Annotated in this window: 18 protein-coding genes and 2 pseudogenes; 13 read left to right on the top strand and 7 right to left on the bottom strand. The window is 68.6% G+C overall.

Going from position 1 to position 17,240, the window contains the following annotated elements; translation table 11 throughout:
- Both ACFQ6S_RS37340 and ACFQ6S_RS37335 read left to right on the top strand, forming a co-directional pair.
- A partial coding sequence (locus tag ACFQ6S_RS37340) for a WD40 repeat domain-containing protein (RefSeq protein ID WP_383419584.1) occupies positions 1-1,171 on the top strand: 1,171 nt, incomplete at its 5' end.
- A gap of 352 nt (positions 1,172-1,523) precedes the next feature.
- Positions 1,524-2,183 (top strand): annotated as a pseudogene (locus ACFQ6S_RS37335) (transposase); the annotation flags it as partial.
- Positions 2,184-2,321: 138 nt separating this feature from the next.
- On the opposite strand, the gene ACFQ6S_RS37330 reads toward ACFQ6S_RS37335, so the two are convergent.
- Together ACFQ6S_RS37330 and ACFQ6S_RS37325 are read right to left on the bottom strand one after the other, a co-directional pair.
- Positions 2,322-2,786 (bottom strand): ArsI/CadI family heavy metal resistance metalloenzyme, encoded by a 465-nt coding sequence (locus ACFQ6S_RS37330; RefSeq protein WP_383419583.1) that lies wholly within the window; start codon positions 2,784-2,786, stop codon positions 2,322-2,324.
- 28 nt (positions 2,787-2,814) lie between these two features.
- Positions 2,815-4,203 (bottom strand): NAD(P)-binding domain-containing protein, encoded by a 1,389-nt coding sequence (locus tag ACFQ6S_RS37325; RefSeq protein WP_383419581.1) that lies wholly within the window; start codon positions 4,201-4,203, stop codon positions 2,815-2,817.
- A 124-nt stretch (positions 4,204-4,327) separates the two neighbouring features.
- Here ACFQ6S_RS37325 and ACFQ6S_RS37320 point away from each other — a divergent pair.
- The 4 genes and pseudogenes from ACFQ6S_RS37320 to ACFQ6S_RS37305 form a co-directional block, all read left to right on the top strand.
- Positions 4,328-4,465: pseudogene (locus ACFQ6S_RS37320) on the top strand (hypothetical protein); the annotation flags it as partial.
- Positions 4,466-4,510: 45 nt separating this feature from the next.
- Positions 4,511-4,873 carry an ArsR/SmtB family transcription factor gene (locus ACFQ6S_RS37315; RefSeq protein WP_383419579.1) on the top strand — a complete coding sequence of 121 codons (363 nt, stop codon included), beginning with the start codon at positions 4,511-4,513 and terminating at the stop codon, positions 4,871-4,873.
- Between the two features lie 180 nt (positions 4,874-5,053).
- Positions 5,054-6,118 (top strand): phosphate ABC transporter substrate-binding protein PstS, encoded by a 1,065-nt coding sequence (gene pstS, locus ACFQ6S_RS37310; protein ID WP_383419577.1) that lies wholly within the window; start codon positions 5,054-5,056, stop codon positions 6,116-6,118.
- Between the two features lie 184 nt (positions 6,119-6,302).
- Positions 6,303-7,088 (top strand): TSUP family transporter, encoded by a 786-nt coding sequence (locus ACFQ6S_RS37305; protein ID WP_383419575.1) that lies wholly within the window; start codon positions 6,303-6,305, stop codon positions 7,086-7,088.
- A 43-nt stretch (positions 7,089-7,131) separates the two neighbouring features.
- Here ACFQ6S_RS37305 and ACFQ6S_RS37300 read toward each other — a convergent pair whose 3' ends face one another.
- Genes ACFQ6S_RS37300 through ACFQ6S_RS37290 form a run of 3 tightly spaced genes read right to left on the bottom strand, consistent with a single transcriptional unit; the run spans position 7,132 to position 9,283 of the window.
- Positions 7,132-8,187, bottom strand: coding sequence for an ArsO family NAD(P)H-dependent flavin-containing monooxygenase (locus ACFQ6S_RS37300; RefSeq protein ID WP_383419573.1), 1,056 nt, complete (start codon positions 8,185-8,187; stop codon positions 7,132-7,134).
- Entirely contained in the window at positions 8,184-8,978 is a 795-nt protein-coding gene (locus ACFQ6S_RS37295) for an aquaporin (protein ID WP_383419571.1), read from the bottom strand. Before ACFQ6S_RS37295 ends, ACFQ6S_RS37300 begins: the two co-directional genes overlap by 4 nt.
- Positions 8,975-9,283: an ArsR/SmtB family transcription factor gene (locus ACFQ6S_RS37290; RefSeq protein WP_383419570.1), complete on the bottom strand. Its 309-nt coding sequence runs from the start codon at positions 9,281-9,283 to the stop codon at positions 8,975-8,977. Before ACFQ6S_RS37290 ends, ACFQ6S_RS37295 begins: the two co-directional genes overlap by 4 nt.
- 103 nt (positions 9,284-9,386) lie before the next feature.
- Here ACFQ6S_RS37290 and ACFQ6S_RS37285 point away from each other — a divergent pair, with 103 nt between their 5' ends.
- The 4 genes from ACFQ6S_RS37285 to ACFQ6S_RS37270 all read left to right on the top strand — a co-directional run bounded on the left by ACFQ6S_RS37285 (position 9,387) and on the right by ACFQ6S_RS37270 (position 12,631).
- Entirely contained in the window at positions 9,387-9,800 is a 414-nt protein-coding gene (locus ACFQ6S_RS37285; RefSeq protein WP_383419569.1) for an arsenate reductase ArsC, read from the top strand.
- Positions 9,797-10,777, top strand: coding sequence for a thioredoxin-disulfide reductase (trxB, locus tag ACFQ6S_RS37280; RefSeq protein WP_383419567.1), 981 nt, complete (start codon positions 9,797-9,799; stop codon positions 10,775-10,777). Before ACFQ6S_RS37285 ends, trxB begins: the two co-directional genes overlap by 4 nt.
- A 33-nt stretch (positions 10,778-10,810) precedes the next feature.
- The gene (gene trxA, locus ACFQ6S_RS37275; protein WP_383419565.1) at positions 10,811-11,134 is read left to right on the top strand and encodes a thioredoxin; all 324 of its coding nucleotides are present in this window, start codon (positions 10,811-10,813) and stop codon (positions 11,132-11,134) included.
- Between the two features lie 63 nt (positions 11,135-11,197).
- Positions 11,198-12,631 carry an FAD-dependent oxidoreductase gene (locus tag ACFQ6S_RS37270; RefSeq protein WP_383419563.1) on the top strand — a complete coding sequence of 478 codons (1,434 nt, stop codon included), beginning with the start codon at positions 11,198-11,200 and terminating at the stop codon, positions 12,629-12,631.
- 11 nt (positions 12,632-12,642) lie between these two features.
- Here the strand turns inward: ACFQ6S_RS37270 and ACFQ6S_RS37265 are convergent, their stop codons facing one another.
- Entirely contained in the window at positions 12,643-13,035 is a 393-nt protein-coding gene (locus ACFQ6S_RS37265; protein ID WP_383419561.1) for an ArsR/SmtB family transcription factor, read from the bottom strand.
- Positions 13,036-13,217: 182 nt separating this feature from the next.
- On the opposite strand from ACFQ6S_RS37265, the gene ACFQ6S_RS37260 reads away from it, so the two are divergent.
- The 3 genes from ACFQ6S_RS37260 (at position 13,218) to ACFQ6S_RS37250 (ending at position 15,779) form a co-directional block, all read left to right on the top strand.
- A complete protein-coding gene (locus tag ACFQ6S_RS37260) occupies positions 13,218-13,913 on the top strand; it encodes a helix-turn-helix domain-containing protein (RefSeq protein ID WP_383419559.1) in 696 nt (231 codons plus the stop codon).
- Positions 13,906-14,568 carry an arsenate reductase ArsC gene (locus ACFQ6S_RS37255; protein ID WP_383419557.1) on the top strand — a complete coding sequence of 221 codons (663 nt, stop codon included), beginning with the start codon at positions 13,906-13,908 and terminating at the stop codon, positions 14,566-14,568. The genes ACFQ6S_RS37260 and ACFQ6S_RS37255 overlap by 8 nt, the downstream gene beginning before the upstream one ends.
- A gap of 296 nt (positions 14,569-14,864) precedes the next feature.
- Entirely contained in the window at positions 14,865-15,779 is a 915-nt protein-coding gene (locus ACFQ6S_RS37250; protein ID WP_383419555.1) for a phosphotransferase enzyme family protein, read from the top strand.
- A gap of 3 nt (positions 15,780-15,782) precedes the next feature.
- On the opposite strand, the gene ACFQ6S_RS37245 is transcribed toward ACFQ6S_RS37250, so the two are convergent.
- Entirely contained in the window at positions 15,783-17,159 is a 1,377-nt protein-coding gene (locus ACFQ6S_RS37245) for a sporulation protein (protein ID WP_383419553.1), read from the bottom strand.
- Positions 17,160-17,240: the final 81 nt, after the last annotated feature.

The following is a 17,240-nucleotide window of genomic DNA, read 5'->3' as shown; positions in this document are numbered from 1 at the left end:
CGATGACGCCACGGTGCGGATCTGGGACCGCAACACGAGGGCTTGCACGGCCACCCTCACCGGCCACGCGGGGGTGGTCAACTCGGTCTCCGTTTCACCGGACGGCGCCTGGCTGGCCACCGCTGGCAATGACGCCACGGTGCGGATCTGGGACCGCAACACGGAGGCTTGCACGGCCACCCTCACCGGCCACACAGGGGCGGTCAACTCGGTCTCCGTTTCACCGGACGGCGCCTGGCTGGCCACCGCTGGCAACGACGCCTCGATACGGACCTGGGACTACGCCGTCGCCACCGATGATTCGGACCTGTCCATCGGCTGTCGAGTGAGGGTGCGTTCGCTGGCATTCTCTCCGGACGGCGCCTGGCTGGCTACCGCTGGCGATGACAAGACGGTGCGGATCTGGGACCGCAACACAGGGGCTTGCACGGCCACCCTCACCGGCCACACCTCCTCCGTCCGATGTGTTGCCGTTGCTGCGGATGGTGCTTGGTTGGCTACTGCTGGCAATGACGCCACGGTGCGGATCTGGGACCGCAACACGGAGGCTTGCACGGCCACCCTCACCGGCCACACAGGGGTGGTCAACTCGGTCTCCGTTTCACCGGACGGCGCCTGGCTGGCCACCGCTGGCGATGACGCCACGGTGCGGATCTGGGACCGCAACACGAGGGCTTGCACGGCCACCCTCACCGGCCACGCGGGGGTGGTCAACTCGGTCTCCGTTTCACCGGACGGCGCCTGGCTGGCCACCGCTGGCAATGACGCCACGGTGCGGATCTGGGACCGCAACACGGAGGCTTGCACGGCCACCCTCACCGGCCACGCGGGGGTGGTCAACTCGGTCTCCGTTTCACCGGACGGCGCCTGGCTGGCCACCGCTGGCGATGACGCCACGGTGCGGATCTGGGACCGCAACACGGGGGCTTGCACGGCCGCCCTCACCGGCCACGCGGGGGTGGTCAACTCGGTCTCCGTTTCACCGGACGGTGCCTGGATCGCTACCACCAGCCACGACCAAACGGTCCGGGTCTGGGATATCGATGACCTACATACCAGGGCTCTCGTACAAGTCGAGGGGCCGCTGCATTGCTGCAACTGGAGCAACATCAATCACGAGTTGGCGGTAGGCGGTGCGGCAGGGGTGTATCTCATGTCGCTCCTGACCTGACCTGCGGAGAGGTACGCTAAAGGCTGTCCCGTTATCGGTGTCCTGTTCGACGTAGGGTCTGCAGGACAGCGCGGTCGGCGCTGCTGTTCTCGGCGACATGAGAGGGCATCGTTGAACCCGAACCCCACCTGCTGCTTCTGCTATCAGGTCATCGATCTCGACCAGGACGGGGCAGCGACCGAGCTCAGGCTCGGTGCGGTTGACCCGGTGCGAGGCGGTGCCGTGCGGCAGCAGGCCTATTCACACTCAAACTGCCTGCGGGAACGGGTCCACCCGAACATCGAGCTCTGGTTTGAGTTCTGAGGCCAGGCTGACCTCCAAGGCTGCCGACCGTGGGTGCGATGATCCAGCAATGCCTCGCGTGATCACGGCGTCGGAACCGTCCTGGATAGCCCCGTTCACCGGGCTGAGCCCGCGCGACTTCCGCAAGTTGATGACCGCGCTGCGCCGCGAGGGCGCCGACACCGTGAGGCCCGGACGGCCGTGGGGCCTGCCCTTAGAGGACCGGGTACTGCTGGTCGCGGCCTACTGGCGCACCAACCTGACGTTGCGGCAGCTCGCGCCGCTGTTCGGGATATCCAAGTCGGCGGCCGACCGGATCATCGACCACGTCGGCCCGCTCCTCGCGTTCAAGCCGAGGCAGCGGTTCCGCAAGGACGCTGTGCTGATCGTCGACGGCACCCTGGTTCCTACCCGCGACCACACCATCGCCGAGCAGTCCAAGAACTACAGGTACTCCACCAACCACCAGGTCGTCATCGACGCCCACACCCGCCTGGTCGTCGCGATCGGCAGACCTCTCCCGGGCAACCGCAACGACTGCAAGGCATGGGAGGAGTCCGGCGCCAAGGCCGCCGTCGGCGGAACGACCACCATCGCCGACGGCGGCTACCCGGGCGCCGGCCTAGTCATCCCGCACCGCAGACCGCGCGGCGGGGACCTGACCGAGTGGCAGGCCGAGCACAACCGCGAGCACAAGCAGGTCCGCGCCCGCGTCGAGCACGTCTTCGCCTGGCCACGCTGTGGTGATCGTTGTTGGTGGCGGCGAGGGTCACGTGGACACACCGGGCAGCCTCCACACCAGCGGGGCCGTGACCGCTCCCCCGTCTCGGTCACGGCCCCGCTGGTGTGGAGGCTGGTCATTCGCGGGTCAGCAGCAGCCGCCCGGGACTGCGGGTTCCTTTGCGTCAACTGCAGTGTCGGCCGGGCCAGCACAGCAGGTGCTGCCCTGCTGCTTGGCCAGGAAATCAGCGTCAGCCTTGACGACGTAGACCTCCCAGGGCTCCTGGCCGGGGCCGTGGACCCAGACTTTGTCCTGGAGGGCGTAGCAGCAGGTGGTGTCGTTCTCCTCGGTCGTCAACAGGCCGGCCTCACTCAGGCGGGCGGTGGCGGCGTGAACGGCCTCCGTCGAATCCACCTCGACGCCGAGGTGGTCCAGGCGGGTGTCCTCGTCCGGGGTGCCTTCGATCAGGACGAGCTTGATCGGGGGCTCGGCGATGGCGAAGTTGGCGTACCCGTCGCGGAGTTTGGCGGGCTCGGTGCCGAAGAGCTTGCTGTAGAAGGCGATGGACGCGTCGAGATCTGGGACTCGCAGGGCCAGTTGTACGCGGGGCATGACGATCCTCCTTGTGCAGGTGTGGGGGTCAGCAGCCGCCGGACGTGGAAGTCGGGGCGCCGACGCCGATCTGGACGGTGGTGGGGGCGGCGCAGCATCCGCCGCCGGACTCTTCGGCGTTCTCCGGCTCGTCGAAGAGGCCCGCGCCGCCGCACACGCCCGTTTCCGGGAGGGTGAGTTCGACGCGTTCGGCTGCCTCGTGGTCTCCGGCGAGTGCCGCGGTGATAGAGCGGACCTGCTCGTAGCCGGTCATTGCGAGGAAGGTCGGTGCGCGGCCGTAGCTCTTCATGCCGACCATGAAGATGCCCTGCTCGGGGTGGGAAAGCTCGTTGACGCCGTGCGGGTAGACGGTGCCGCAGGAGTGCACGTTCGGGTCGATGAGCGGGGCGAGCGCGGTCGGCGCCTGGAGGCGGTCGTCGAGCCCGAGCCGGACTTCGGAGAGGAAGGACAGGTCCGGCCGGAAGCCGGTCAGGACGATGATCTCGTCCACGGGGTCCAGGCGCCGTCCGTCCTCGGCGATCAGGATCAGGCGGTCGCCGTCCTGTTCGACGGCCTCGGTGCGGAAGCCCGTGACAGCGGACGCGTGACCGGCATCCACCGCGGCCTTCGCGCGCAGGCCGAGCGCGCCGCGCGCCGGGAGCTGGTCGGCCTCGCCGCCGCCGTAGGTGTTGGTGCTGATTCCGCGGCGCAGGATCCACACCGCGTGCGTCCCGTCCTGTTCCTTCGCGAGGTCCGCGAGGTAGGCGAGGGCGGTGAAGGCGGAAGCGCCCGAGCCGACGACGGCGGTGCGCTTGCCCGCGTAACGGGCGCGTACGGACGGGTCCTTGAGGTCGGGGACGCGGTGGGAGATTCGGTCGGCGGCGGCCCTCTCGCCCAGGGCCGGCATGCCGTCGGCACCCATCGGGCTCGAAGTGGACCAGGTGCCGGAGGCGTCGATGACGGCGCGGGCGCTGATTCGTTCCTCGGACCCGTCCGCGGTGCGGACATGCAGAGTAAAGGGCTGCTCCTCGCGTCCGGCGTCGACGATTCGGTCCCGGCTGGCGCGGGCGACGCCGGTCACCGTGACGCCGTACCGGACCCTGTCGCCGAGGAGGTCGGCGAGCGGCTGTAGGTACTGCTCGGCCCAGTCACCGCCCGTCGGGTATGCGGCGCCGTCCGGGCGTACCCAGCCGGTCGGGGCCAGCAGCTTCTCGGCTGCCGGGTCGGTGAGCTCCGCCCACGGGGAGAAGAGCCGCACGTGTGACCAGTCCCGGACAGCGGTGCCGGCGGACGGTCCGGTCTCCAGGACCAGGGGTTCGATGCCGCGCTCGATGAGGTGGGCAGCGGCGGCCAGGCCGATGGGACCGGCTCCGATGACCGCGACGGGCAGCTGGTCGTTGGCGGACGGGTTCACGACGATTCCCCTTTGTTTCGACATCCGTCGATCTCTTGCGCTGCCAAGCATGGCACCTGTATCGATAAGCGTCAACATAGACATTTGTCGAATCTGAAGATCAGAACATGAGCCAGATAGACCTAGTGGTTGATCGGGGGGATGGTCCGGACTGGTCGCTGCACACGCTCTGCGCAGGCAGGGGGTGAGTTCTGTGGCGCTGGAGGCGTCCGGGCGGACGACCGGTTCTTGGTCGCGCCACTGCGGCAGTCTTGGCCTCTTCCGCTACCTCTCGGAAGGGCGGTAATACCATCCCCTCCCTCGCTGGTTCGATGTATGTCAACATAGATGCATGTCGAATACGACGACGGTGCTGCCCCTGCTGGAACCCGAGGCCGTGGCACCCTGCTGCCCGCCATTCACCGAACGAACGCTGACCGCCGAGGAGGCCGAGAAGACGGCTCGCATGTTCAAGGCGCTCGGTGACCCGGTGCGCCTGCGGCTGTTCTCGGCAGTGGCCTCACATGAGGGGGGCGAGGCGTGCGTGTGCGACATCTCCGACGTCGGTGTCTCTCAGCCGACCGTCTCCCACCACCTGAAGAAGCTCAAGGAAGCCGGATTGCTCACTTCCGAGCGGCGCGGCACCTGGGTCTACTACCGCGTCGAGCCGTCGGTGGTCGCTGCCATGGGGCGAATGCTCGGCACTCTCGGCTGACATGGCCCGTACGGCAGTGCGTCAGTTGAAGTTCGCCTTGAGGTAGCCCACCCCCTCAATACATCGGCCAGCATCTATATCCGATTTGCTGTTCGATGCGAGGGGGCAATGGTGCAGCGCCGACATGGGGTACGTACGGGACGGTTGAGCGCTCCGGCCACCGCTGCGGGACTGGCCGGCATGCTGCTCCTGGCAGGCTGCGGACTCGGCGACGCGGGCGACGGCGGTGACCGTCCCTCCACCAGCCCCGTGGCCTCCGACATCGACTGCGCGCGGCAGGGCAAGGTCCCGGGCTCGGGGTCGAGCGCCCAGGAAAACGCCATGAAGAACTGGATCACGCTGTATGAGCGGGCGTGCCATCCCGTGCGGATCGCCTACAACCCGCTGGGGTCCGGCGCCGGCGTCGTCCAGTTCATGCAGGGAAGCACGGCATTCGGCGGCACCGACAGCCCGGTCGATTCGGAAGAGAACACACCGGACGAGCGGGTCTGCACAGGCGGCCGGGTCATCAACCTGCCGATGGTGGGCGGCGCCATCGCGCTCGGCTTCAACGTGCCGGGAGTCGACGACCTGGTCCTGGACGCCGCGACGATCGCCAAGATTTTCGACTCGCAGATCACCACGTGGGACGATCCGGCCATCCGCCGCCAGAACCCGGGCGTCGTCCTGCCCTCCCAGCCCATCCGTGCGGTGCACCGGCAGGACGGTTCGGGCACCACGCAGAACTTCCAGGCGTACCTCGCGGGCGCCGCCCCGCAGGTGTGGCAGTACCCGACGGAGAAGTCGTGGCAGGGCCAGGGCGGCGAAGCGGCCAACGGTTCCAGTGCGGTGGCAGCGGCGGTTGCTGAAACATCAGGATCCATCGGCTACTTCGAGCTCTCCTTCGCCGCCGCTCAGCGTCTCAAGACAGTCCGCGTCGACACTGGCGCCTCCGAGCCCGTGGCGGCGAATGAGGAGACGTCGTCTGCCGGCATCGCCGCCGCCAAGGTGGTCGGCAAGGGCAAGGACTTGACCCTGGCGTTCGACTACCGGGTCTCCGCCGACGGTACGTACCCGATCGTCCTGGTCAGCTACGAGATCGTGTGCGACAAGGGCAACGCGGCCGCGACCCTGCCCGCCCTGAAGTCCTTCCTGACGTACACCGCCAGCGAGGAGGGCCAGAAGCCGCTGGCCAGGATCCACTACGTACCGCTGCCAGAGTCCGTCGCCGCTGAAGTACGGCGTGTCGTCAGCACGTTGAGCTGACGACCGGCAGGGAACTGTCAGGTTTGGACAACTCGGCAATCCCACGCCCCGAGCAACGTGCGGCAACACGAAACGACGAACGCGTTGGGCTGCACCTGCTGTCCTGTGAATATCTCATTGCAGGTGACTCTCACTCCGGTCCGAAGCACCGATACTGACCGGGCGATCGGCGAGCGGGGCAGGCGTGGACTGGACATTGGCGGGAGGGCTGGCCGCCGGTCTACTGATCGCGGTCATGACCGCCCCCGTGGGCGTGTCTGGCGCGGTGTTCCTCCTCCCGGTCCAGCTGAGCGTCTTCGGCGTGCCCAACCCGGCGGTCACTCCGACCAACCTGCTGTTCAACGTCGTCGCCGGACCCGGCGCCCTATGGCGCTACCGACACGACGGTGCCCTGCGCGGCGACCTTGCCCGCCGCCTGGTGCTGGGCACGCTGCCCGGCGTCGTCCTCGGCGCCGCCATCCGGGTCTTCGCCCTCCCCGGCCCAGGCCACTTCCGCGTCCTGATCGCCGCTCTACTGCTGCCGCTCGGTCTGTGGCTCTGCCTGCGCGCCCTCACCCCGGCACACCACTGGCCGTCGCCCGCAGCCGAGTTGGCCCCGCGCACGCTCACCGGTCTCGCCCTGGCGGTCGGCGTGGTTGGCGGCATCTACGGCATTGGTGGCGGCTCCCTGCTCGGGCCGATCCTCGTCGGACGCGGCCTGCCCGTCGCACGCGTCGCACCGGCAGCACTAGCCGCCACATTCGCCACCTCGCTGGTCGGCGCAGCTGCCTACGCGGTGTTGTCGCTCGTGAGCGCCGGAGACGTCGCCCCGGACTGGTGGCTCGGGCTCGCCTGCGGCACCGGCGGGCTGATCGGCGGATACCTCGGCGCACGCCTCCAACCTCGCCTGCCCGAACGGGCTCTACGGCTCCTGCTCGGCGGCCTCGCCGCAGCCGTTGGTGCCCTGTACGCCGCCCAGACGCTGAACTGAGCCCAGCAGGTCTGATCCCCAACCGTGACTGCCGCCGAGGACCCTAGGCGAACAACTCGGCGACCTCGCGCGCTGCGTCGCGGGCCGGGCGTCCGACGCCGATCAGGGTGGCAGAGGCGGGCCCGGTCCAGTCGCCGTAGCCGAGAAGGTGCAGGCGCGGTTCATCCACGGACCGCCTACCTGTGGTGGCGATACGGCCCCTCGGGCCGCGCAGCCCCAGAGGCGCCAAGTGCGAGAGGGTCGGGCGGAAGCCGGTGCACCAGATGATCGCGTCGGCGGGCGCTCGCGTGCCGTCGGCCCACACGACTCCGTCACGGTCGAGGCGTACGAAGATGGGCGACGCCTTCAGCAGCCCGGCGTCCCGGGCCTCCCGCACAGGTGCTACGGCGACGATGTCCCCCAGTGATGCCACGCCTTGGGTGTCAGTGCGGCCTTCGTCGAGGGCGCGGCGACGGGCCGTGGCCACGTCGAACAGGATTCGGCCGTCGATGTCGTCAGGCAGGAAGCGGGGCGGGCGCTGCGTCACCCAGGTCAGCTCGGTGTCGTAGGCGAGGTCGGCGGCGATCTGTGCACCGGAGTTGCCGCCGCCGATCACGATGACGCGCTGCCCGGCAAAGTCGCGCGGACTGCGGTACTCGACCGTGTGCAGCTGGCGTCCACGGAAGTCCGACCGACCGGCAACGGCGGGCAGGAAGGGGCGCCACCACGTACCGGTGGCACTGATGACGGACCCGGCACGCCAGCTGCCCGCGTCAGTCTCGACGCGCAGATGCCGGCCGTCGCGGTGAACCCCCGTCACGCACACGGAGCGGTGGACGGGAAGGTCGTAGCGCCGCTCGTATTCGGTGAGGTAGCCGACCACATGGCGCGCGTCCGGGTACGGCTCGCCCATCTGCAGGGGCATCGGCCGTCCCGGCAGCGAGGAGTACGCCGCCGGGGAGAACCAGTGCAGCGAATCCCAGGCGTGTTGCCAGGCGCCGCCCGGCTCGGCCTGTGCATCCAGGATCACGAAGTCCAGACCGAGGCGGCGAAGGTGGTAACCGGCGGCGAGACCGGCCTGGCCGCCGCCGATCACCACCACCTGCGTCGTCTGTGTCACCCGGCGGAAGGCTCGGAGCGGGAACGGGCGGGCATGAAGATCAGGGCCACGAGGGCCAACCCCACTACCGCGCCGACGATCTGCATGACGACGAACCCGGCGACCGAGCCGGGCGCGATGCCCGCGAAGGTGTCGGTGAACGCGCGGCCCATGGTCACAGCCGGGTTGGCGAAGGACGTCGACGAGGTGAACCAGTACGCCGCGCCGATGTAGGAGGCGACGGCCACGGGGGCGAAGCGCAGATTGTCCGCGCGGGCCAGGCCGAAGATCAGCAGGATCAGCCCGGCCGTCGCCACCACCTCGCCCAGCAGCAGGTGACCCGCCGAGCGGTCATGGGTGGACCACTCCACCAGCGGCTCGCCGAACATCGCGTCAGCCAGGATCGCACCCGCGATCGCACCCACGACCTGCGCGGGGACGTAGACGGCCACCTCGCGCAGTGTGACTCCGGGTCCGCCACGGCGGGCCGTCCACCACTCGGCCAGCGTGACGACCGGGTTGAAGTGCGCGCCCGAAACCGGACCGAGCAGCAGGATCAGGATGCCGAGGCCGAAGACGGTGGCCATGGAATTGGCCAGCAGCTGCACGCCGACGTCCTTGGTCAGCTCCGTGGCCTGGATACCGGAGCCCACCACGACCGCCACCAGCAGCGCCGTGCCTATGAGTTCGGCGGAAGCCCGCGCGACCAGGGGAGCACGCGACGGGGTGGCCGCCGGCACTTGCCCGGCGGATTCAGGCACTGGCGCGGCTGGCGCGGACTCCGCGGTCGTGGCGGCTTCGGCGGCGGTCATGGGCAGGCCCTCTTGTTCTCGGCGGCGGTGCGAGCGGACTCGGCCAGGTCGGCGAACTGGCCGGCGAGCGTGGCGATGACGTCAGGCTTCAGCCGGTAGTAGGTGAACCGGCCGCACGGCTCCGTCTCCACGACGCCGGCCTCGCGCAGCACCCTCAAATGGTTGGAGAGGTTGGTCTGCCGGGCACCGGTCTCCTCCACGAGGTGGGTGGTGCATAGCGTCTCTTTGGCGAGCAGGGTCACGATCTGGAGCCTGAGCGGGTCGGCCAGAACCCGGATCAGATCAGTGTCGACTGACGTCATCATGGGCTGATACTCTCACATCAGTGGTGACTGACACCACCGGGTACTGACGTGTGCCGTACCCCCTTTGTCGCTGAGACAGTCGCGAGACAAGAGAGACCTCCTGATGTCCGACAAGCCCTCCGTGCTGTTCGTCTGTGTCCACAACGCCGGCCGTTCCCAGATGGCCGCCGCGTGGCTGACCCACCTGGCCGGGGACCGCGTCGAGGTCCGCTCCGCCGGCTCCAACCCGGGTGCCAACGTCAACCCGGCCGCCGTCGAGGCCATGGCCGAGGTCGGCATCGACATCTCCGCCGAGGTCCCGAAGATGCTCACCGTGGACGCGGTCAAGGAGTCGGACGTCTGCATCACCATGGGCTGCGGCGACACCTGCCCCGTCTTCCCCGGCAAGCGCTACCTCGACTGGCAACTGGAGGACCCCGCGGGCCAGGGCGTGCAGGCCGTACGTCCGATCCGCGACGAGATCAAGGTGCTGGTCGAGGGCCTGATCAAGGAGATCGCGCCGGAGCCGCAGGCATGAGCACGGACGAGATCCGTAACGTCATCGTCATCGGCTCCGGGCCTGCCGGATACACCGCCGCCCTTTACACGGCCCGCGCCTCGCTGAAGCCGCTGGTCTTCGAGGGTGCGGTCACGGCCGGCGGTGCGCTGGTGCAGACGACCGAGGTGGAGAACTTCCCCGGCTTCCGCGACGGCATCATGGGCCCGGAGCTGATGGACAACATGCGGGCCCAGGCCGAGCGCTTCGGCGCCGAGCTCGTCCCGGATGACGTCGTCGAGGCCGACCTCACCGGCACGATCAAGACCGTGACCGACAGCGCGGGGACGGTCCACCGGGCGAAGGCCGTCATCGTGGCGACCGGCTCGCAGCACCGCAAGCTGAACCTGCCCGGCGAGGACGCACTCTCCGGCCGCGGGGTTTCGTACTGCGCGACCTGCGACGGCTTCTTCTTCCGCGAGCACGACATCGTGGTCGTCGGCGGCGGCGACACTGCCATGGAGGAAGCCACCTTCCTCTCCCGCTTCGCCCGTTCCGTGACCATCGTCCACCGCCGCGACACCTTGCGTGCCTCCAAGACCATGCAGGACCGCGCCTTCGCCGACCCGAAGATCTCCTTCGCCTGGAACCGTGAGGTCGCCGAGATCCACGAGGCCGGCGGCAAGCTCGCCGGGCTCACCCTGCGCGACACCGTCACCGGCGAGACGACCGAACTCCCGGCCACCGGGCTGTTCGTCGCCATCGGCCACGACCCACGCACCGATCTGGTCACCGGCCAGCTCGACCTGGACGACGACGGCTACCTCAAGGTCGCCTCTCCCTCCACCTGGACGAACCTCCCCGGCGTCTTCGGCGCCGGCGACGTCGTCGACCACACCTACCGGCAGGCAATCACCGCGGCCGGCTCCGGCTGCGCAGCCGCCCTCGATGCCGAGCGGTACCTGGCGGCCCTTGCCTACGTGCCTGCCCCCGCCGCAACCGAGGCCGTCACTGCCTGAGGGCCCCGCCCTCATCACGTAAGAGGAAACCCCGTGGCTCTCAAGAACATCACCGACGACTCCTTCGAGCAGGACGTCCTGGCCAGTGACAAGCCGGTCCTGGTCGACTTCTGGGCTGCCTGGTGCGGCCCGTGCCGCCAGATCGCCCCGTCGCTGGAAGCGATCGCCGCCGAGCATGGCGACAAGATCGAGATCGTCAAGCTCAACATCGACGAGAACCCGGAAACCGCCGCCCGCTACGGCGTGATGTCCATCCCGACGATGAACGTCTACAAGAACGGCGAGGTCGTGCAGACCATCGTGGGCGCCAAGCCCAAGACCGCCCTGGAACGCGAGCTCGCCGACCACCTCGCCTGACCCCACGCCCCCGGTTGGGGGTGCCCGGCACCCTCAACCTCCCTTTCCGACGGAGGTTTCCCGGTGGCCAGCAAGCGCATAGTCGCCATCGGCGGCAGCGACGCCGGCATCAGCGCCGCCCTACGCGCCCGCGAACTGGATCCCGACAGCGAAGTCACCGTGGTCGTGGCCGACGCCTACCCGAACTTCTCCATCTGCGGCATCCCGTACTACGTATCCGGCGAGGTCGGCCACTGGAGCAACCTCGCCCACCGCACCCTCGCCGATCTGAAGGCCACCGGCATGCAGGTGCGCGCCAACACCCTCGCCACCGCCATCGACGTGCCCGGCAAACAGCTCACCGTGCGCGACACCGACGGCCGCAGCGAGGAACTGCCGTACGACGCATTGATCGTCGGCACCGGCGCTGTGAGTGCTCGGCCGCCCATAGAGGGACTGAACGGCCCCGACGCCCTCGGCCCGCAGGACGGGGTCCATCTCCTGCACAGCATGGGCGACACATTCGAGATCATGCAGTCCCTCGCCGAACGCCGCCCGAAATCGGCGGTCGTCATCGGCGCCGGCTACATCGGCCTGGAGATGACCGAGGCCCTGGTCACACGCGGTCTGACGGTCACCCAGATCGAGGCGCTGCCCGAGGTCCTGCCGACCGTCGACCCGGAACTCGGCGCGCTCGTCCGCGACGAGCTCACCTCCCACGGCGTCGACGTGGTCACCGGCACCCAGGTCACCGCGATCACCCGCGACCCGTCCGGCGACCTGCTCCGCGTCCAGGCCACCGGGCCGGACGGCCGGACGTTCAGCCGCGGCACTGACCTCGTCCTGGTCGTCGTCGGCGTACGCCCCGACACAGCCCTCGCCGCCAAGGCCGGGGCCCGGCTCGGCGTGAAGGGCGCGATCGACGTCGACGAGCACATGCGTACCTCGCTTCCGGACGTCTTTGCGGCCGGGGACTGCGCCGTCACCCACCACCGCCTGCTCGGCAAAACCTGGCTGCCGCTGGGCACGACCGCCCACAAACAAGGGCGGATCGCAGGGGAAAACGCGTTGGGCGGTTACCGCTGGTTCGCGGGCAGCCTGGGCACCCAGGTCGTCAAGGTCTTCGATCTCGTCGCTGCCCGCACCGGCCTGCGCGACCACGAAGCGTTCGGTGCCGGACGGGACTGGACCCCGGCCACGACGGCCAGCCGTCCCGACGATCACAAGGCGTACTACCCGGGCGCCACCCCGATCTCGATCCGAGTCACCGGCGACACGACGAGTGGGCTCCTGCTCGGCGCCCAACTCGTAGGCCGCCGCGGTGCGGAGATCTCCAAGCGCGTCGACACGTACGCCACCGCGGTCTTCCACGGCATGCCGGTGGACGGGCTCACGGAGCTCGATCTCTCCTACACGCCGCCGCTGGGCTCACCGTGGGATGCAATCCAGGCCGCGGGGCAGGCATGGATGAGCGAGCACCAACTCGACGTCCAGCGCCGGATGCTGCGTACTCCCTGATCGGGAACGAGTCAGGCGGCTGCGGCGGGCTCGTGCTCCCGCACCGGTTCCAGAATCGCCCGTATGCGGCGCAGCCCGTCGAGGTTCACGGCGTACCAGACCCAGGTGCCGCGACGCTCACGGTCGAGCAGACCGGCTTCGGTCATGACCTTCAAGTGATGGCTGACGGTCGGCTGCCGCAGACCGAGGCACTCGGTCAGGTCGCACACACACGCCTCCCCCTTCGGGGCGCGCTCAATGAGACGGAACAGCTGCAGCCGGGTCGGGTCGGCGATGGCCTTGAGCATGGCAGCGAGCCGTCCGGCTTCGTCGCGGTCGATGAGGTGGCACGCCAGCGATGGGGTGCACGTCTCCGCCTCCTCCATCACCGCCTCTGCCCCTTCGCCGCACGCACTGATAGCCATCTATGCAGAGTAGGCGCCGCTCACGCGTTCCCATGGCGCTCAAAAGCTCACCTCGCCACGTGTTCATTTGGCGTTCACGCTGCCCCAGCCCTCCTCAATCGGCAGAGGGACGTTCCCCAGCGCTGCCCTGGGACCTGCAGCAGCATTGACAGCCGACAGTTACCTCAATGAGAATTGAGTCAATGAACGCTGACTGGTCTGCATCGATGGTGGCGCGAGCACAACGGCACGCGGCTCTGGGGGAACCCGCACGCCTGGCGATCATCGACCGTCTACTACTCGGCGACGCCTCGCCCGGCGAACTCGGCCAGGAGCTGGGGGTGGCCAGCAACCTCCTGGCCCATCACCTCAAGCTGCTCGAACAGGTCGGCCTGATCGAGCGGTCCCGCTCCGAAGGGGACCGACGGCGTACCTACCTGCACCTACGGGTGCAGGCCCTGGCCGACACGATGCCCACACCCCTGAGGACAGCACCGCGCGTGGTGTTCGTCTGCACCCACAACTCCGCCCGCTCCCACCTCGCCGCCGCCCTCTGGAAGCGCCACAGCACCATCCCGACCGCTTCGGCAGGAACCGACCCCGCCCCACGTATCCACCCCCGCGCGGTCGCGGCCGCACGCAAGCACGGCCTCTCCCTGGCCACCGCCCGCACCGCCCACATCGACGACACGCTGCAACCGGACGACCTCGTGGTCGCCGTCTGCGACAACGCTCACGAACAGCTCGGCCCCCGCATCCCGGACCGCCTGCACTGGTCAGTCCCCGACCCCACCCGCACCGGCACCGACGACGCCTTCGCCGACGCCCTGAGTGATCTCGCCGACCGGGTCGACCGGCTGGCACCCGCCGTCCGCCCGCCTGGAGGCAGTGATGACTGAGACCGCGTCCTTCCCGCCCCGCAACCTGAGCATCGACCAGCAACTCGCCCTGCGCACTGCCGCCGGCCACCTGCGCCGCCAGTTCGAAGGCACCTTCGGCGAGGAGACCATCGAACGGTTCCTGCACTCCAGCTACGACCAGTTCGCCGGCCGTAGCACCATCCCCAACTACCTGCCGCTGCTGGCCGAGCGCTTCGCCCGCCAGCGTCTGCACGCCCTGGCCAAGGTCGAAGGCCACATCACTGACGGCAAGCCCGTCGTGCTCTTCCTCTGCGTCCACAACGCCGGCCGCAGCCAGATGGCCATGGGCTTCTTCCAACACCTCGCCGGCGAGGGCGCCGTCGCCTGGTCGGGTGGCTCCGAACCCGGAAACGAGATCAACCCGTCCGCCATCGACGCGATGAGCGAGCGCGGCATCGACATCTCCCGCGAGTTCGCCAAGCCCTGGACGGACGAGATCGTCCGCGCCGCCGACGTGGTCGTCACAATGGGCTGCGGCGACGCCTGCCCGGTCTTCCCCGGCAAGCGCTACCTCGACTGGACCCTGGACGACCCCGCAGGCAGGACCGTCGACGACGTCCGCCCAATCCGCGACGAGATCGAGCGCCGCGTCCGTGGCCTTCTGGGTGACCTTGGTGTCCCCGCTCAACACTGATCCATACGACCGGGCGCAGGTCCGTCCGCTGTCTGTCCGGCGCTCTTCAGCAGGTGTCTGGCTGTGGCGAGCCGGGCTGACGGAGTCGGCGCCCGTAGACCTTCGCGAGCGACCCGGCTGACGTCGTTTCGTCCCAGACGACGTACGAAGCGCCAGCGCGGAGCGCGACTGGTGGCCGCCCCTCGTTACTTTGTCCAGCCCCGGGTACGGTCAAGGTCGTGTCTGGCGCGCGTCGGGTTGGTCACCCGTGGGCGTGCGTCGGTTGATCGCGCGTGACTAGGGGAGCTGGTACGGGCATGGCGGTTGACGCTGCTCGCACGGAAGAGGGGTTCACGTCGTCGAGGGCGGCCCGGGTGATGGCTGCCGCATGCCGGGCCGCGGGGCTCGATGACAGAGACGCAGAGTTGATCCGTCTCGGGGAGAACGCGCTGTTCCGGCTGGCCTCCGTGCCGGTGATCGTGCGCGTGGCACGGGGGGAGGAGTGGTTGCCCAAAGCCCGCGTAGAAGTGGCCGTGGCGCGGTGGCTGCGGGACGAAGAGTTTGCTGCTGCTCGCATCGTTGAGGAGCTGGAGCAGCCTCTCTTGATCGATGGCCACCCCGTCACGTTCTGGCATCTGATCGTCGAGGGTGACCGCAAGGCGACATACGGGGAACTGGGGCGCGTCCTGCGGGATTTGCACTCGCTGACCGTGCCTGAGGGTCTCGCTCTCCCGTCCTTCGCCCCCTTCGACAAACAGCAGCTACGCCTTGATCGGGCCGTGATTCCGGACGATGACAAGGTCTTCCTGCGGAAACGGTGGCGGGAGCTACAGGACAAGTACGGTGAGTTGCGGTTCGAGACGCCCAAGGGTCCGGTGCACGGAGACGCCCACGTGCAGAACCTCATGGTCGATGATCATGGCCGCGTCATCCTGATCGACTTCGAAGCCTTCTGCTACGACCACCCTGAGTGGGATCTCATGGTCACGGCGGTAGAGCACCACAGCCTGAGGTGGCAGACCGACGAACAGTACGCCGACTTCGTGGCCGCGTACGGGCGCGACCTATACGACTGGCCTGGCTACGAGACGCTGCGGGGGATCCAAGAGTTCGGCATGACGACGTGGCTCATGCAGAACGTCCAGGAGGACGAGGAGACCGCGGCCGAGTACCGCCGGCGCATTGCGGGTCTGCGTAACGACGACGCGCCTCGGGACTGGCGTCCTTGGTAGCTGCTACTCGTCGTCTTCGTCGAGGCGGATGAGCGCGTCGTGCACCTTCTCGTTGAAGGCGGCCACGGTGGGGTTCGCCACGTGCACACTGACTTCTCGCTGGAAGTCGGTCACGTAGCGCTGGAAGCGAGTGGACTGCAGGGAATCGCCGCCGTCGACTGCGAGGCTCGCGGTGGTGACGGCGGCTTCCAACTCGCCGTTGAGTAGCTGGCTCTGGGCGAGCACCATTCGGCAGAAGCCGAGGGTGCGGGCGTACTTCGGGTCGGTGCTGTCGACGGCTCGCTGGGCTTGTGCGACGGCTTCGCGCCGCATCTTGAGGTCGCGGAAGCAGTGGCAGAGTTCGCCCATGAGTTCCGCTTCGTCGAAGTAGCCCAGCCACGCGGGGTCTTCGCCTGTGGCGGCGCGCTCGAAGTGGCGCTCTGCCTCCTTCATTGCCCGGGCCGCCGCGATACCGTCGCCGGCGTTGGACAGGGCGCGGGCCTCCATGGCCGAGTAGTTCGACAACGCGCGCGGGGTGGCTCGACCCTTGGCGCCCTCGCCAGCGGCACGGGCTAACTGGATGGCCTGGGCGTGGTTGCCGAGGTAGTTGGCCTGGTGGCTGAGGTTGCCGAGGATGCGGGCGCCGAACATGCGGTCATCGATGACCTGGGACAGGCGCAGTGTGGATGTCAGGTAGCGGTGGGCAAGGCGGTGGTTGCCGACGTCGTAGGCGGTCCATGCGAGGAGCTGGGAGATTTCGGCGGCTGCGCCGAATAGCGCTGTGCCGACCTTCTCGCTGTAGGTCGTGTCCAGCAGGGGCAACACTTCGTGCCGGAAGTAGTGGCGTAGGGCTTTGTGGCCGTGGCCTCCGCCGTACTTGAAGTCGAGTTGCATGAACATCCCGGCGGCGTCCCTGATCGCGCGGACGTCACGCATGCCGACTCGTTGGTGAGCGGGCTTGTCGGCCTGGATTCCATCGGGGCGCGCGATCATCCATGAGAGGACAGCGGAGTTGAGATCGGCGTCGGCGATGGTCAGTTGATCCGACGCTGCTGTGTCGGCGCGCTCCTGGGTGACTCCGTCGAGCATGGACAAGAGGTCGGGGACGGTGCTCGGGTAGCCGATCGGCTCGGGTGCGGTCGACTTGGTGTGGTCGAAGAAGCCGAGATCACCTGGCGTGATGCGGTGTCCGAGCTTGGCTGAGAGCACATCTGCCATGAGCGCCGCCGTCTGCGGCCGGATGCCCGCGCCTTCGCGCCACCGCTTCACAGCGACGTGCGTTGTTCCCAGGTCCATCCCGCGCTGGGCGGCCTCGTCCGTCATGCGCTTCGCAAGGCCCTTGTTCGAGACCTTCGCTGCGTCCATGACCGCGATTAAGTGCGCGTTTGGCTCTCGGCTCATGCTCCCCTGCCAACCCGAGAATGACGGCGAGTGTTCATCGTGTCACAGCCGTCTCGCGGTAGGGGGTTCATTCGCGAACCC

The sequence above is a fragment of the Streptomyces sp. NPDC056479 genome, assembly GCF_042795335.1.
In the GTDB taxonomy this organism is placed as follows: domain Bacteria; phylum Actinomycetota; class Actinomycetes; order Streptomycetales; family Streptomycetaceae; genus Streptomyces.
The sequence above is the reverse complement of the archived record's forward strand: the minus strand, read 5'-3'. Positions and strand labels throughout refer to the sequence as shown.

Bases quoted from the DNA above. Each gene is read 5' to 3' on its own strand.
- ACFQ6S_RS37330 (WP_383419583.1), bottom strand. From the start codon at position 2,786: ATGCCCCGCGTACAACTGGCCCTGCGAGTCCCAGATCTCGACGCGTCC.
- ACFQ6S_RS37325 (WP_383419581.1), bottom strand. From the start codon at position 4,203: ATGTCGAAACAAAGGGGAATCGTCGTGAACCCGTCCGCCAACGACCAG.
- ACFQ6S_RS37315 (WP_383419579.1), top strand. From the start codon at position 4,511: ATGTCGAATACGACGACGGTGCTGCCCCTGCTGGAACCCGAGGCCGTG.
- pstS (WP_383419577.1), top strand. From the start codon at position 5,054: ATGCTGCTCCTGGCAGGCTGCGGACTCGGCGACGCGGGCGACGGCGGT.
- ACFQ6S_RS37295 (WP_383419571.1), bottom strand. From the start codon at position 8,978: ATGACCGCCGCCGAAGCCGCCACGACCGCGGAGTCCGCGCCAGCCGCG.
- ACFQ6S_RS37290 (WP_383419570.1), bottom strand. From the start codon at position 9,283: ATGATGACGTCAGTCGACACTGATCTGATCCGGGTTCTGGCCGACCCG.
- ACFQ6S_RS37285 (WP_383419569.1), top strand. From the start codon at position 9,387: ATGTCCGACAAGCCCTCCGTGCTGTTCGTCTGTGTCCACAACGCCGGC.
- trxB (WP_383419567.1), top strand. From the start codon at position 9,797: ATGAGCACGGACGAGATCCGTAACGTCATCGTCATCGGCTCCGGGCCT.
- ACFQ6S_RS37265 (WP_383419561.1), bottom strand. From the start codon at position 13,035: ATGGCTATCAGTGCGTGCGGCGAAGGGGCAGAGGCGGTGATGGAGGAG.
- ACFQ6S_RS37260 (WP_383419559.1), top strand. From the start codon at position 13,218: ATGAACGCTGACTGGTCTGCATCGATGGTGGCGCGAGCACAACGGCAC.
- ACFQ6S_RS37255 (WP_383419557.1), top strand. From the start codon at position 13,906: ATGACTGAGACCGCGTCCTTCCCGCCCCGCAACCTGAGCATCGACCAG.
- ACFQ6S_RS37250 (WP_383419555.1), top strand. From the start codon at position 14,865: ATGGCGGTTGACGCTGCTCGCACGGAAGAGGGGTTCACGTCGTCGAGG.
- ACFQ6S_RS37245 (WP_383419553.1), bottom strand. From the start codon at position 17,159: ATGAGCCGAGAGCCAAACGCGCACTTAATCGCGGTCATGGACGCAGCG.